This is a genomic window from Micromonospora sp. NPDC051300 (assembly GCF_044455315.1).
Taxonomy (GTDB): Bacteria; Actinomycetota; Actinomycetes; order Mycobacteriales; family Micromonosporaceae; genus Micromonospora; species Micromonospora robiginosa.
The window spans coordinates 34,250-48,733 of sequence record NZ_JBITEP010000013.1 but is presented as its reverse complement, the minus strand read 5'-3'; the positions used below and the strand labels follow the sequence as shown (position 1 = coordinate 48,733).

Sequence of the window (14,484 nt, the reverse complement as noted above, 5' to 3'; positions counted from 1 at the left end):
ACGGCTCCTGGCTGGGTTACCGTCACAGCTCGGGGGGAAGATGTCGGCCTCGGGAAGAGAGGTGGACGCGGTGGCGACTCCGAAGGCGCGTGCCGGCCGGGCCGCCGCGCTGCACCGGCGGGCCGAGGCTGCGGCGACCGCGGCGGCCGGCATCCTCGACGAGATCCGGCCGGCGCCGGCGGACCATCATCGACAGTACGAGTTGGCCGAGCGCCTGCGGGCGGCGGCCGAGCGGGTGGCGCCCGGTTGGGCCGGCGCGCCGCTGGAGGCGTTGACGCCGTCCACCGCGCCGGGCGACGGCCCTCCGGGTTGGGTGCGGGTCGGTGCCGCCGCGCCACTGGACGACGCCCGTTTCCCCACGCTGGTGCCCCTGTTCGGCAGCGGCCACCTGTGCGTCGACGTCGACGCCGGGGAGCCTCGGGTGGCGGGGCTGCTCCGGGCGCTGCTGCTGCGCCTGTTCGCGGCGACACCGGCGGGTGCCGTGCTGGCCCGGGTGGTCGACGGGGGTGGCGGTGACACGTTCGCCGGTTTCGCGGCGCTCGCCGACGCGGGCCTGCTGTCGCCGCCGGCCACCGACCTCGCCGGGTGGCACGCGGTGCTGGCCGAGGCGGAGCAGTGGGTGGCCGCCGGGACGGCCCGACAGCGTGGTCACGATCGCACGCTGCTGCTCGTGGTGGCCGCGCTGCCGGACGGCGCGACCGCCACCGACCTGGGTCGGCTCGTCGACCTGGCCGATCGGGGGCCGCGCGCCGGCCTGCACCTGGTGGTCGCCGGGTGGCCCGGCGACGGCCCGTTGCCCCGGGCCACCCCGCTCGCGGTGCGCACCGCGTACGCGCTTGTCGGTGACCCGCCGGCGGCCGGGTTCAGCAGCCCGGGCGCGGAGTCGCCGGGCGGGTTGAACTCGCCGGTGTTCGTGGACGACGATCCGCCGGCGGAGCTGGTGACCGAGGTGTGCCGGCGGTTGGCCCGGCAGATCGAGGACGGTTCCCGGCTGGCCCTGGCCGACCTGCTGCCGTCGGACGGGTTGTGGACCGCCGACTCGGTCGACGGGCTCAGCACCACGGTGGGCGACGCGGCGGGGCGCCCGGTGAGTCTCGGCTTCACCGAGCTGACCCCGCACTGGCTGGTGAGCGGCCGCTCGCAGGCGGGCCGGTCGGCGTTCCTCACCGACGCGTTGTTCGGGCTGGCCACTCGCTACGGCCCGGACGAGCTGGCGTTCTATCTGGCCGATCTGGGCGACGGCGAGTCGTTCGTGGAGTTCCTCCAGACCGAGCGGGACCGGTCCTGGGTGCCGCAGGTCCGCGCCGCCGGGATGGCCGCCGACCGGGAGTACGTGGCGGACCTGCTCGGCGAGCTGGAGGCGGAGGTGCGTCGCCGGGAGGAGGCGTCGCGGCGGGCCGGCGGGCAGCGCTACGCCGAGTTGCGCCAGCACCAGCCGCTGCCCCGCGTCGTCTGCGTGATCGACAACTTCCCACTGGTGCTGCGCGAGCGGGACCGGCTCGCCACCGACCTGCTGGCCCGGTTGGACGCGCTGGCCCGCGCCGCCCGCGCGTACGGGATCCACCTGGTCCTGGCGGGCGAGGGTGACCTGGGCATCGGCGGCCCGCGCGATCCGCTGCTCGGGCAGTTCCCGGTGCGGGTGGCGCTGCCCGGCGGTTCGGCGGTGCTGGAGCCGGCGAACGACTCGGCGGCGGGCCTGCCGGTGGGCAGCGCGGTGGTCAACACGGCCGGTGGGCTGGGCGGTCCGCGCGGCGCGACCCGCGGCCACGAGCGGATGATCCGCTTCCCGGACCCGTACGGCGATCCGGAGGTCCTCACCGACCTGCGGCGGCGGCTCTGGTCGGCCCGGCCGGAGGGGTCCGTCCCGCCTGTGGTGTTCGCCGGTTACGCCCGCCCGCTGCTCGCGAACGACCCGCGTCATCGGGCCGCGCTGTCCGGGCGGGTCCACGCGCCGGCCGCGCTGCTGGGTCGCGCGGTGGACGTCCGGCGCACCACGGTGGCGGTGCCGCTCGGCCCGGCCGCCGGGCGGAACCTGGCCGTGCTGGGCCGCGACGAGGAGGCGGAGCGGCTGCTGGTGACGGCGGTGCGCAGTGCGGCGGCGGCGCAGCCGGAGCCGGGCCGGTTCGTGCTGGCGCCGCTGGCGAACGGTTCGGCCGAGCCGGCCGGTGTGCTCGCCGCCGAGCTGTCCGGCCGGCACCGGGTGGAGACGGTCGACGCGGCCGGGCTGCGGGCGGCGATCGAGGCGGGCGAGCCGGGCTACCTGGTGGTGTTCGGGTCGGACGTGCCGGACGCCACCGAGCTGCCCCCGGAGCTCCTGCGGTCGCTGCTGTTGGAGGGGCCGCCGACCGGCCGGCACCTGCTCGGCTGGTGGCGCACGCCGGGCCCGTTGGCCGGGCTGCTCGGCCCGGAGGGCGAGGTGGACAAGCTCACCGCCGTGGCGGTCACCGACGTGCCCGGTGGCCGGCTGGAGCGGCTGTTCGACCGTCCGGTGTGGTGGGAGCCGCGCCCCGGTCGCGCGGTGCTCTGGGACGGCCCGGAGGAGCAGGGCACGGTCTTCGTGCCGTTCGGCGCCGGGGAGGCGGCCTGATGAGCGAGACTCCGACGCTGGTGCCGGGGCCGCGGGCCGGTGACCCTACGGTGGCGGTGGACCCCGCCGGGTCGGCCTGGGCGGAATACGTGGCGGCCACGCGGCAGCTCGACGGCGTACGCCGGTCGGCGGCGACCGCCGCCGGGGAGCAGGCCCGGTCGGTGGCGGCGGCCCGCGAGGAGCTGACCGGGGTACGCGAGCGGCTGGCGTCCCAGCAGTCCCGGCTTCGTGAGGCGGGGGTGCCGGCGATCTCCCTGGTCCCGACGCCGCCTGAGGTGACCGAGGCGGCCCGGTCGATGGCGGGTGGGCCGTCGGCGGTGCTGGCAACGCTGCGTGTGGCCGGCGGCTGGGCGGACGCGGCCGACGACACCCTGTCCGCGCGCGGCCTGCCCCGGCTGGCCCGCTTGCCGTCCCGCCCGCGCAACCTGCTGGTGTACGGGCCGGTGGCGCTTGTGGTGCCGCTGCTGCAACTCGTGCTCTACGCGGTGGCCGGCCCGGGTCCGGTGACCGTGCTGGCGCTGCTGGTGGGGCTGCCGCTGCCGGCTGTCGCGTTCATGCTGGGCTGGTTGGCGGTGGGGCGGGTCTTCCGTCCGCGCCCGACCGACCGGGTGGACCGGACGCCCCGGTTCGGTGCGCTGGTCTGCCTGGTCCCGGCGGTGCTCACCGCCGCCGGCCTGCTGCTGGCCATGCTGCCCGACTGATCGTCGCCGCCGGGAACGGCGACGGCCGCGCCTCCTCGGGTGGGGAGCGCGCGGCCGGGGAGCCGTCGGGTCAGCGGTGCATGATCAGGGCCATCGCCTCGGCCCGCGACTTGGCGTCGTTCTGCAGGCCGCCCCGGACGGCCGAGGTGATGGTCTTGGCGCCGGACTTCTGGATGCCGCGCATGGCCATGCACATGTGCTCGCACTCGAGCACCACGATGACCCCGCGCGGGGCGAGGCTGGACATCAGCAGGTCGGCGATCTGCGAGGTGAGCCGTTCCTGCACCTGCGGCCGGCGGGCGAACACCTCGACCAGCCGGGCCAGCTTGGACAGGCCGGTGATCCGGCCGTCCGGGCCGGGGATGTAGCCGATGTGCGCGCTGCCCCTGAACGGCAGCAGGTGGTGCTCGCAGAGGCTCATCACGTCGATGTCCCGGACCAGCACCAGCTCTTCGTGGTTGGCCTCGAAGGTGGTGCGGAGCACCTGCGCCGGGTCGACGCGGAGGCCGGCGAAGAGTTCGGCGTAGGCGCGGGCGACCCGGGCGGGGGTCTGCTGGAGGCCGTCCCGGTCGGGGTCCTCGCCTACCGCGATGAGGATCTCCCGGACGGCTTTCTCGATCCGGGGCAGGTCGACACTGTCCTCGACCGGGCCGCCGGTCAGCTTGCCGCTGATCAGGCGCGCGGCGACGTAGTCGAGCGCGTCGTCGCCGTCGGGCTCGGTAGCGGAAACGGCCGGCTCCCGGTGGGGGGAGCCGGCCGTCGGGTCGGTGCTCAGTGCGTACCGTCCGAGTTGTTGCTGGATCCGCCGACCGAGATGCCGTCGGCCGTGGCCTGCTTCTGCAGCGCGTCCTTCTCGGCCGGGGTGAGCACCGGCGGCTCGGTGGAGGGCTGGCGCTTGCCGAAGCCGTGGTAGGGCGCCATCGGCGGGCGCTTGACCACCCGGGCGGCGATCCGGGCCATGTCGGCGGTGGAGAGGGTCTCCTTCTCCATCAGCTCGAGGACCATGTTGTCCAGCACGTCCCGGTATTCCACCAGGATCTCCCAGGCCTCGTCGTGGGCCAGCTCGATCAGCGCGCGCATCTCGCTGTCGATCTCGGCGGCCACCGAGTCGGAGTAGTCCCGCTCGTGGCCCATGTTGCGGCCGAGGAACGGCTCGTCGCCGCTGGTGCCGTACTTGATCGCACCGAGCTTGGAGCTCATGCCGTACTGGGTGATCATCGCGCGGGCCAGTTGGGTGGCCTTCTCGATGTCGTTGCCGGCGCCGGTGGTCGGCTCGTGGAACACGAGTTCCTCGGCCGCCCGGCCGCCCAGCGCGTACGCCAGGGTGTCGATCATCTCGGCCCGGGTCTGGGTGTACTTGTCCTCGGTGGGGAGGACCAGCGTGTGACCCAGCGACCGGCCACGGGACAGGATGGTCACCTTGTGCACCGGCGCGGCGTGCGGCAGCGCCCAGGCGACCAGCGCGTGTCCACCCTCGTGGTACGCGGTGATCTTCTTTTCCTGGTCGCTCATCACCCGGGTCCGGCGCTGCGGACCGGCGATCACCCGGTCGATCGACTCCTCGAGCGAGTCGTTGGAGATCGCCCGCTGCTCCTTGCGCGCGGTGAGCAGCGCGGACTCGTTGATCACGTTGGCCAGGTCGGCGCCGGAGAAGCCCGGGGTACGCCGGGCGACCGCGTCGAGGTCGACGTCGGGCGTGAACGGCTTGCCCTTGGCGTGCACCCGGAGGATGGCCTTGCGGCCCTCCATGTCGGGGGCGTCGACCGGGATCTGCCTGTCGAACCGGCCCGGGCGCAGCAGCGCCGGGTCGAGGATGTCCGGCCGGTTGGTGGCGGCGATCAGGATGACGCCGCCCTTGGTGTCGAAGCCGTCCATCTCGACCAGGAGCTGGTTGAGGGTCTGCTCCCGCTCGTCGTGGCCGCCGCCCATGCCGGCGCCGCGGTGCCGGCCGACCGCGTCGATCTCGTCGACGAAGACGATCGCCGGGGCGTTCGACTTGGCCTGCTCGAAGAGGTCGCGGACCCGGCTGGCGCCGACACCGACGAACATCTCGACGAAGTCGGAGCCGGAGATGGAGTAGAACGGCACCCCGGCCTCGCCGGCCACGGCCCGGGCCAGCAGCGTCTTACCGGTGCCGGGCGGGCCGAAGAGCAGCACGCCCTTCGGGATCTTGGCGCCCAGGGCCTGGTATTTCGCCGGGTTCTGCAGGAAGTCCTTGATCTCGTGCAGTTCCTCGACTGCCTCTTCCGCCCCGGCCACGTCCGCGAAGGTGGTCTTCGGGGTGTCCTTGGTGATCATCTTCGCCTTGGACTTGCCGAAGTTGAGCACCCGCGAGCCGCCGCCCTGCATCTGCGACATGAAGAACAGCAGCAGGAGCACGAGCAGCGCGATGGGGAGGAGGTTGACCAGCAGGCTGACCCAGATGCTGTCCGACGACACCTTGGTGTCGACCGCACCGGTGATCCGGTCCGCCGCCTCGGCCTCGCGGACCTGGTTCCAGACCTGGCCGCCGACCTCGTAGGGGAACTGCGCCTCGATCTTGTCGGTGGTGGTGTCGCCGAACTTGGCCTTGTCCTTCAGGTCGAGCTGGAGCGTCTGCTCCTTGTCCTGGAAGACGACCTTGTCGATGCCACCCTTATTGAGCTGGTCGAGCGCAACGGATGTGTCCACCCGGTGGTAGCTCGGACCAGCGGTGAACAGTTGACTGAGCACAACGGCGCCGAGGATGACCAGGATGATCCAGACCACCGGTCGGCGGAAGAAACGCGTACGTTCCATGCTGTCGTCGGGCGCCGAGACGCCCGCATCCTCCTGATCGACGTCCTGACCGTCTGAATGGTGTCGCCGCCTCGGGCGGCGGCCGGAGCCGCCGTGCGGGCCGGCCCGACCCCCGGGGCGCGCGAACTGCCGCACCACGGTCATTCGACGGTACACCGTGCGCGCGAGGAGTGAGCTTGCGAGCCCCGCAGTCGCGCACATTGATGACTCGATGCGAGCGAGGTGTGAGCTTGTGAGCCCGGCACTTACGCGTAGGGCGAACCAGGGTTTGAGCCGGCGTGGCGGGGAGCTCCGCACCCGACCCGCCCACGCCGCACGGTCTTGCGGCCCGGAAGGTCGGGCGTGGAGGGTGCCTCCACGTCACCGGCCCCTACCGTAGACCGAAAGACTGAGAGCCCGCTGAACGTCCGCTGACGAGCGACCCGGACGGCGGTTCAGGCGCGCGCGTAGACCTCGGGCTTCAGCACCCCGACGTACGGCACCTCGCGGTAGCGCTCGCCGAAGTCGAGGCCGTAGCCCACGACGAACTCGGTCGGGATGTCGAAGCCGACGTACTTCACCGGCACCTCGACCTTCACCGCGTCCGGCTTGCGGAACAGGGCGACCACCTCGACGCTGGCCGCGGAGCGCGACTCCAGGTAGCGCAGCAGCCAGGAGAGGGTGAGGCCGGAGTCGACGATGTCCTCGACCACCACCACGTGCCGGCCGGCGATGTCGCGGTCCAGGTCCTTGAGGATGCGCACCACGCCGGAGGAGGTGGTGCCCTGGCCGTACGACGAGACGGCCATGAACTCCAGCTCGGCGGGCGGGCCCTGGCGGCCCAGCGCGCGGGCGAAGTCGGCCATGAACATGACCGCGCCCTTGAGCACGCAGACGAGCAGGAGACCGTCCTCGACGTGCGCGTAGTCCGCCGAGACCTGCTTGGCCAGCTCCGCCGTCTTCTCGCGGATCTGCGCCTCGGAGATGATCACGTGGTCGATGTCGGCGTCGTACCAGGAGCCGTCAGCCATGCTCCTAGCCTGCCGTACGCCGGATGGCCTCCGTCGGCGGGGCCGCCCCTTTTGGCGCGGTCCCGCCGGGGATATTCGGCGCGAACAGAACAAATCACCTCAGCAGGTGCGGGAGCGCCAGCGCCGCCCGTCGTCGGTCGGCTTCCAGTCGGCCGAGTCGCGGGTGTCGGCGGTGAGCCCGAGGGCGCTGGCCCCGACGAGGAGGAACAGAAAGAGCAGGAGCAGCAGAACGGTCACGGCGGCGCTCGCTTTCAGATGGTTGAGGCTGATTTCGCCGCCGGTGCGCACCGGACACCACCAAGTCTGCGGCCCGCCGTCTGGTGCGGACAGTGGCAGACATGCCATTGGGCATCGATTTTCTGCCACCTGTCGGGTTACCCTCGTCACATGCTCCGCTCGGTCGCCGTCATCGCCCTCGACGAGGTCGCCGCGTTCGAACTCGGCGTGCTCGCCGAGGTGTTCGGCACCGACCGCACCGTCGACGGCTTCCCGGGCTACCGGTTCGACGTCTGCACCGCCGACGGCGGGCCGGTGCGCAGCCGCTCCGGCTTTCTGCTCACCCCCACCGCCGACCTCGCCCCGGTCGACGACGCCGACCTGGTGGCGGTGCCGGCGCACTCGGGCGACACCGCCGTGCCGGAGCCCGTCCTCGCCGCGCTACGGCGCGCCGCCGAGCGGGGCGCGTGGCTGCTCAGCGTCTGCTCCGGCGCGTTCGTGCTGGGCCGGGCCGGCCTGCTCGACGGCCGCGACTGCACCACGCACTGGCGGCACGTGGACGAGCTCCAGGAGCAGTTCCCCACCGCCCGGGTCCGGTGCAACTCGCTCTACGTGCAGGACGGCCGGCTGCTCACCAGCGCCGGCACCGCCGCCGGGATCGACGCCTGCCTGCATCTGGTCCGCCAGGAGCACGGCTCGGCCGTGGCCACCCGGCTGGCCCGGCGGATGGTCGTCCCGCCGCACCGCGACGGCGGCCAGGCCCAGTACGTCGAGGCGCCCATCCCGAAGGCGCCGGAGGCGCCCACCCTCGAACCGGTGCTGGAGTGGCTGATGGGCCACCTGGACCGCGCCGTGACCGTGGACGAGCTGGCCGCCCGGGCTCAGATGGCCCCGCGCACCTTCGCCCGCCGGTTCCGCGCCGAGACCGGCACCACGCCGCACGACTGGCTCACCAACCAGCGGGTGCTGCTGGCCCGCCGGTTGCTGGAGGACACCGCGCTCACCGTGGAGAGCGTCGCCGGCCGGGCCGGCTTCGGCGACGCGGCCGCGCTGCGGCACCACTTCACCCGCCGGGTCGGCACCACGCCGCAGGCATACCGGACCACCTTCCGCGAGCGCGTCGACGCCTGACCGGCCCGCGCTGCCTCGTCAAGCGGGGCCCCCGCCTATACCGGAGGCGTTAAGCGGGGCCCCCTCCTTGCACCAGGCGGCTTGAATCGCGGCGCACCGGCAGGCCGCCGGGCAGGTGCGCGGGGCCCTGCCCGCGCCAGTCGGTGACCAGGGCGTCCAGCGCCGCCACGTGCCGGTGGGACAGGTCGGCCGGCGGCGCGCCCAGCTCCCGCGCCCAGGCGTGCAGCACCCGGGTGCGGACCGCCGCCGGCAACGCGGCCAGCCCGTCCACCGAGAGCCCGCCGCCGGCCGCCCGGACGTCGTCCAGCGCAGCGGCGGCCAGCGCGTCCAACGCGGCGGCGTCGGCCGCGAGCAGGCGGGCGGTCCGGGCCAGGTTCGCCACCACCGCCGGCCCGAGCGCGTCGACGAGCGCCGGCAACGCCTCGGCCCGCACCCGGGCCCGCGCGTACGCCGGGTCGGTGTTGTGCGGGTCGGCCCACGCGGTCAGGCCGAGCGCGGCGCAGGCCGCAGCGGTGTCGGACCGCGCCACGTCGAGCAGCGGACGCAGCAGCGGCACCCCGTACAGCTCCCGCCGCTCCGGCATCCCGGACAGCCCACGCGGCCCGGCGCCCCGCGCCAGCGCGAGCAGCACGGTCTCCGCCTGGTCGTCCCGGGTGTGCCCGAGCAGCACCCCGGCCGCGTCGCAGCGCTTCGCGGCCGCGACCAGCGCCTCGTAGCGGGCGGTGCGGGCAGCCGCCTCCGGGCCGCCGGGCCGGCCGGCCACCCGCACCGGAAGCACCTCGACCAGGTCGAACCCGGCGGTACGGGCCCAGCCGGCGACCGCGTCGGCCCGCTCGGTCGAGCCCGGTTGCAGGGCGTGGTCGACGGTCAGCAGGCCGGCCGGGCGGCCGAGCCGGGGCGCCACGAACGCGGTGGCCGCGGCCAGGGCCAGCGAGTCCGGGCCGCCGGAGCAGGCCACCAGCACCGGGCCGGCACCGGGCAGCCCGGTCAGCAGCCGGCGTACCGCGAGGCGCACGGCGGCGACGGCCGGCGCCGGCGACGGGGTGGGCGGCACCCGGCCGGGCGGCGCGGCCGGTTCAGCCGGCGGTCGGGGTGGCACCGGCCGGCCCGTGCACCCGGGACACCCAGGCCTCCGGGTCACCCAGCTCGTCGAGCCGGGGCAGCGTCAGCGGCGAAGAGAAGATCTTGTTGAAGCCGACCATGCCGACCCGCTCCACCACGCCGTGCACGAACTTGCGCCCCTCGGCGTACTGGCGCATCTTGACCTCGACGCCGAGCAGCCGCCGGATCGCCTTCTCCAGCGGGTTGCCGGACTCCCGGCGGCGGTTGAACGCCGCCCGGATCGACTCGACGCTGGGGATGACCGTCGGGCCGACGCCGTCCATCACGAACTCGGCGTGCCCCTCCAGCAGCGTCATCAGCGCGGTCAACCGGTCCAGCACGGCGCGCTGCGCCGGGGTCTGCACGATGTCGAGCACGCTGGCGCGGCTGTCCGGGTCCTTGACCGCGTCGGAGAGCGTGGCCACGCCACGGCGCAGGCGCTCCAGCACGTGCTCGCCACCCTGCGAGGCGTCCACGAACGCCTGCACCTCACCGAGGAAGTAGGCGCGCATCCACGGCACGGCGGTGAACTGGGTGCGGTGGGTCACCTCGTGCAGGCAGACCCACAACCGGAAGTCGCGCGGGTCGGCGCCGAGCTTCCGCTCCACCTCGACGATGTTCGGGGCCACCAGCAGCAACTGGCCGGGGTCGCCGGCGAAGACCTCGTACTGGCCGAGCACCCGGCCGGACAGGTAGGCCAGCACGGTGCCGGCCTGCACCCCGGTGAGCCGGGAGCCGACCGCCTCGGTGAACGCGCCCGGGCGCTTGTCGCCGGAGAGGCGCTCGACAAGCGGGGTGACCACCTCGCGCAGGCCGGCGATGTTGGCCGCCGCCCAGTCCCGGCGGTCGACCACCCGTACCGGCGGGTGGGCCACCTGGGCCCGCAGGCCGGTGTAGTCGGCCACGTGACCGGCCGCCTCCTCGGTCAGCCGGCGCAGGTCGCCGACCACGTCGGTGGCCTCGGAGTACGACACCCGAGGGCCCGACTTGCTCAGCGCCCCCGCGGTGGCGGCGGCCAGATCCCAGTCCACGAACTGCGCCATGAACCCACCGTACCCGCGCCGCGACACCCCCACCCGGGCTCGCGGCGGCCGATCGACGTCCGTCGGTCAGCGACAGCCGCAGCCGGCCAGCGCGGACGTGATCCGGTCGAGCGCCTGCCGGGTCTCGTCGAGCGAGCCCTGCGTCCGGTCGGTGAGCACGGCGAACGTGAGCAGCCGGCCGTCGGCGGTGGTCACCGTCCCGGCGATGGCGTTCACCCCGCTCAGCGTGCCGGTCTTGGCGCGCACCACGCCCGCGCCGGTCCGGGTGGCGTCCGCCCGGTAGCGCTCGTCCAGCGTGCCGGACCAGCCGCCGACCGGCAGGCCGCCGAAGATCGCGGCCAGCTCCGGGTGGCTCCCGTTCCCGGCGAGCGTGATCAGGTCGGTGAGCAGGGACGGGCTGATCCGGTTGGTGCGGGACAGGCCGCTGCCGTCGGCCAGGCTGATCTCGCCGGCCGGCAGCCCCAGCCCGCCGAGCACCTCGTCGGTGGCCGCCGCGCCGCCGGCGAAGGAGCCGGGCTTGCCCTTGGCCAACGCGACCTGACGGGCCATCGCCTCGGCGATCACGTTGTCGCTGTCGCTGATCATGATGTCGACCTGCCGGATCACCGGCAGCGACTCGACCTTGCCCAGCTCGGCGCCGGGCTGGCCGGCCGCACCGGCGGCCGGCGCGGTCCCCCGCGTCACCTGCGCGGCGCTCCCGGCGAGCCCGAGCAACTTCGCGAACTGCCGGCCGGCGGTCAGGTCGGGATCGGGGACCCGGTCCGCGGCGTGGTTGGTCTCCTCGGCGGTGCGCCGGGCCCGCGCCGGGTCCTTGCGGGCGCCGTCGGTCATCAACGCGGTGATCGCCGCGCCGAACCCGCCGGTGGGGATGTCCGCGTCCCAGCCGGGCTCGAAGACCGGGCCGCTGAACAGCGACGAGTCCACGATCACCTTCGTCGGCGCGGTGCCGCCGAGCGCGGTGCGCACCTGGGCGGCGAGGTCGTCCAGCCGGGCCGCGCCCGGGTAGAAGGCGTTCTTGCGGTCCACCGCCAGGGTGGGGTCGCCGCCGCCGACCAGGACCACCTCGCCCGGGTTGGCGCCGGCCACCGCGCGGGTGGGGATCCGGTGGGCCGGACCGCGCGCGGAGAGCACCGCCACGGCGGTGGCCAGCTTGGTCACCGAGGCGGGCACGGTGGGCGTGTCCGGTCCGCTGCCGTAGAGCGCCTGGCCGGTGGTCACGTCCGCCACCGACACGTTCACCCGGTCGCCGAGGACGGCGGCGCGCACCAGCGGATCCAGGGCGGCGCGGATGCCGGCGCCGCTGGGCAGCGGCGCGTTGGCGTCCGGGCCGGCGAGCACCGCCTGCGGGTCGGGCTCGGGCGGCGCGGCGGTCGCGCCGGACGGGGTGGCCTCGCTGCCCAGCCAGCCGGCGACCGGGCCGGGTCGGAGCACGGCCAGCCCGGCCGTGGCGAGGACCAGCACCAGCACCGTGGCGAGCACCGCGATCAGCCGGCCCCGGCGGCGCGGGCCGGCGGGCGGCGCGGCGGGCGGCGGCGGGGCCGTCCCGACCGGCGGGACGGGCGGGCTCACCGGGATCGGGGCCGGCCAGGCGCCCGGGTGCGCCCGGTCGTCGGGGCGGCCGACACGGGCCGACCCGGTGGCGGGGGCGCCACGGTGGGTGACGTTGGCGCCGGGGACGGACACCCGCCCGGTGGCGCCGGCGGGCCCGGAACCGGATCCGGCGGACCGCCGGCCGTCAACCCCCTCGGGGCGGTAGTGTGAATCTTCCCTCCCCACGGCCCCCTCCTCCCCCGCTCGAAATCGCCTTGGGTGACACTACTTCGGTCCGAACACTATGCGGCGGCCGGAGCCGACGGGGGGCGTTCCTCCCCGGGCGGGCGGCGAGCCGGTGGTTTCCGTTAGCCAGCGTGGGCAAACGAGGGAGCGTGGAAGATGGATTTCGACGTCACGGTTGAGATCCCCAAGGGTCACCGCAACAAGTACGAGGTGGACCACGCGACCGGCCGGATCCGGCTGGACCGCACCCTCTTCACCTCCACCCAGTACCCCGCCGACTACGGCTTCATCGAGGGCACCCTGGGCGAGGACGGCGACCCGCTGGACGCGCTGGTGCTGGTGCCCGAGCCGACCTTCCCGGGTTGCCTGATCCGCTGCCGCACCATCGGCATGTTCCGGATGACCGACGAGAAGGGCGGCGACGACAAGGTCCTCTGCGTGCCCTACGAGGACCCGCGCCAGGAGCACCTGCGCGACATCCACCACCTGGGCGAGTTCGACCGCCTGGAGATCCAGCACTTCTTCGAGGTCTACAAGGACCTGGAGCCGGGCAAGTCGGTCGAGGGCGCCACCTGGGTGGGTCGGGTCGAGGCCGAGGCGGAGATCGTCAACTCGTACCGCCGGGCCAAGGAGGCCGCGGAGCGCGGCGAGACGCTGCACTGACGGCGAGACTTCTCGGGGCCCGGGTCGCACGGTCGACCCGGGCTTCGTCGTGTTCAGGCCAGCAGGCCACGGGCCCGGTCGTAGAGGTCGAGCACCGCGCAGGCCACCGGCACCACCGCGACCACCAGCGCGGTGTCGGTCAGGTCGGCCAGCCGGCCCAGGTACGGCGAGACCGCCCGGCGGGCGTACGTGGCGCCGGCGGTGACCGCCACCAGGGCCAGGGCCAGCCCGCCGGCGGTCAGCGCGAGCCGGCCGCCCGGCCCTGCCCGCTCCGCGAGCACCGCGCCGAGCAGCAGGTAGCCGGCCAGCCCGGCGGTGACGGCGGGCACCCGGTGCCGGACCGCCACGAAGAGCCGGGAGCGCAGCAGCAGCACCGCGCAACCGACCGCGACCAGCAGCCGCCCGGCCGTCCCGCCGGTGGCCACCAGCACCGCGGCGGCGCCCACCGCCAGCACCGCGTGCCCGAGCAGCATCCCGGTCAGCGCCTCCTCGGCCCGGGCCACCGCCGCGTGCACCCGCCCCCGGTCGGGCAGGTCACGGGTGCCGGCCGGGGTGGGCAGGGTGAGCGGCGGCAGGGGTAGCTTGCCGACCCGGATGGCCAGCAGCGGCAGCCCGCCGAGCGCGAAGACCAGCACGGCGAGCAGCACCGCCGCCGCGCCGGCCGGGCCGAGCGGCAACGCCCCGAGGGCGACCGCCGCGCCGGCCACGCCGACCGTCACGCCGGCCACCGGGACCCGGGACCGGTGCGCCACGCCGAGCAGGGCGAGCACCGCCGCCAGCAGCAGCCCCACCGAGCCGACGAGCAGCTCGGGCGCGCCGACCCAGCGCAGGCCGGGGACCGGGCCGACCGGATCGCCGGAGCCGACCGCGAGCGCGCCGGCCGCCGCCGCCCAGGGCAGCGCATATCCGCCGAGGGTGACGCCGGCCGGGCCGTCGGAGTAGGCGCGGGAGGCCGCGCCGGCGGCGAGCACCAGGATCAGCGCGACCGCGGCGGCGACCGGCCAGCCGTCTCCCCCGGGACCGGCGGCCAGCACGGCGACCAGCCCGACTCCGAGCGGCACGGCGGCGCCGGCCAGCGCGGCGACCCGGGTGGCCCCGGCCGACCAGGCGGCGCCCCGGCGGCGGGCACCGTCGACGATCGCCTCGACCACGTCGTCGTACTCCAGCTCGGGCCACTCGGCGCGGGCCGGCACGAGGTGCAGCACCTCGCCGTCGCGGACGCCCTGCGGCAGCAGCGCCTGGGCGGTGGCCAGCACCGCGCCGTCGGTGCGGCGCAGCACCCACCCGCCGTGCCGTTCGCCGTCGTCGGCGAGCCCCTCCCCGGCGTGCCGCAGCACCTCCGGCAGCAGCTCGGCCAGGGGAACCTGCTCCGGCAGGGCCACGTCGACGCGGCGGCGGGGCGCGCTGATCGTGACCCGGGCGAGCCCGCTTGTCATCGACGTATCTCCATCATCGAGCCGGATCGGTGGGCTGACGGA

The 14,484-nt window shown here is 75.0% G+C and carries 12 protein-coding genes; 4 read left to right on the top strand and 8 right to left on the bottom strand.

Annotated features, from left to right (window positions below; genetic code table 11):
• The first annotated feature begins 61 nt into the window (after positions 1-61).
• Together ACIA5A_RS16545 and ACIA5A_RS16540 are read left to right on the top strand one after the other, a co-directional pair.
• Positions 62-2,587 carry an FtsK/SpoIIIE domain-containing protein gene (locus ACIA5A_RS16545; RefSeq protein ID WP_396762340.1) on the top strand — a complete coding sequence of 842 codons (2,526 nt, stop codon included), beginning with the start codon at positions 62-64 and terminating at the stop codon, positions 2,585-2,587.
• Positions 2,587-3,288 (top strand): hypothetical protein, encoded by a 702-nt coding sequence (locus ACIA5A_RS16540; RefSeq protein ID WP_396762337.1) that lies wholly within the window; start codon positions 2,587-2,589, stop codon positions 3,286-3,288. The genes ACIA5A_RS16545 and ACIA5A_RS16540 overlap by 1 nt, the downstream gene beginning before the upstream one ends.
• Positions 3,289-3,358: 70 nt before the next feature.
• On the opposite strand, the gene folE is transcribed toward ACIA5A_RS16540, so the two are convergent.
• From folE to ACIA5A_RS16520, 4 genes are all read right to left on the bottom strand, one after another.
• Positions 3,359-4,063: a GTP cyclohydrolase I FolE gene (gene folE / locus ACIA5A_RS16535; RefSeq protein ID WP_396762654.1), complete on the bottom strand. Its 705-nt coding sequence runs from the start codon at positions 4,061-4,063 to the stop codon at positions 3,359-3,361.
• Entirely contained in the window at positions 4,060-6,066 is a 2,007-nt protein-coding gene (gene ftsH / locus ACIA5A_RS16530) for an ATP-dependent zinc metalloprotease FtsH (RefSeq protein ID WP_396762334.1), read from the bottom strand. The genes folE and ftsH overlap by 4 nt, the downstream gene beginning before the upstream one ends.
• A 434-nt stretch (positions 6,067-6,500) precedes the next feature.
• Entirely contained in the window at positions 6,501-7,076 is a 576-nt protein-coding gene (hpt, locus tag ACIA5A_RS16525) for a hypoxanthine phosphoribosyltransferase (RefSeq protein WP_396762331.1), read from the bottom strand.
• Positions 7,077-7,175: 99 nt separating this feature from the next.
• On the bottom strand, positions 7,176-7,313 hold the full coding sequence (locus tag ACIA5A_RS16520) for a hypothetical protein (protein ID WP_181570747.1): 138 nt from the start codon (positions 7,311-7,313) through the stop codon (positions 7,176-7,178).
• A gap of 150 nt (positions 7,314-7,463) precedes the next feature.
• On the opposite strand from ACIA5A_RS16520, the gene ACIA5A_RS16515 reads away from it, so the two are divergent.
• Positions 7,464-8,423: a GlxA family transcriptional regulator gene (locus tag ACIA5A_RS16515; RefSeq protein WP_396762328.1), complete on the top strand. Its 960-nt coding sequence runs from the start codon at positions 7,464-7,466 to the stop codon at positions 8,421-8,423.
• 49 nt (positions 8,424-8,472) lie between these two features.
• Here the strand turns inward: ACIA5A_RS16515 and tilS are convergent, their stop codons facing one another.
• The 3 genes from tilS to dacB all read right to left on the bottom strand — a co-directional run bounded on the left by tilS (position 8,473) and on the right by dacB (position 12,046).
• A complete protein-coding gene (gene tilS, locus ACIA5A_RS16510; protein WP_396762651.1) occupies positions 8,473-9,477 on the bottom strand; it encodes a tRNA lysidine(34) synthetase TilS in 1,005 nt (334 codons plus the stop codon).
• Between the two features lie 22 nt (positions 9,478-9,499).
• A complete protein-coding gene (locus ACIA5A_RS16505; protein ID WP_396762325.1) occupies positions 9,500-10,567 on the bottom strand; it encodes a zinc-dependent metalloprotease in 1,068 nt (355 codons plus the stop codon).
• 66 nt (positions 10,568-10,633) lie between these two features.
• Positions 10,634-12,046: a D-alanyl-D-alanine carboxypeptidase/D-alanyl-D-alanine-endopeptidase gene (dacB, locus tag ACIA5A_RS16500; protein ID WP_396762648.1), complete on the bottom strand. Its 1,413-nt coding sequence runs from the start codon at positions 12,044-12,046 to the stop codon at positions 10,634-10,636.
• 453 nt (positions 12,047-12,499) lie between these two features.
• Between dacB and ACIA5A_RS16495 the strand changes: the two genes are divergently transcribed.
• On the top strand, positions 12,500-13,006 hold the full coding sequence (locus ACIA5A_RS16495) for an inorganic diphosphatase (protein WP_091070192.1): 507 nt from the start codon (positions 12,500-12,502) through the stop codon (positions 13,004-13,006).
• A 53-nt stretch (positions 13,007-13,059) separates the two neighbouring features.
• Here the strand turns inward: ACIA5A_RS16495 and eccD are convergent, their stop codons facing one another.
• A complete protein-coding gene (eccD, locus tag ACIA5A_RS16490) occupies positions 13,060-14,442 on the bottom strand; it encodes a type VII secretion integral membrane protein EccD (RefSeq protein WP_396762322.1) in 1,383 nt (460 codons plus the stop codon).
• Positions 14,443-14,484: the final 42 nt, after the last annotated feature.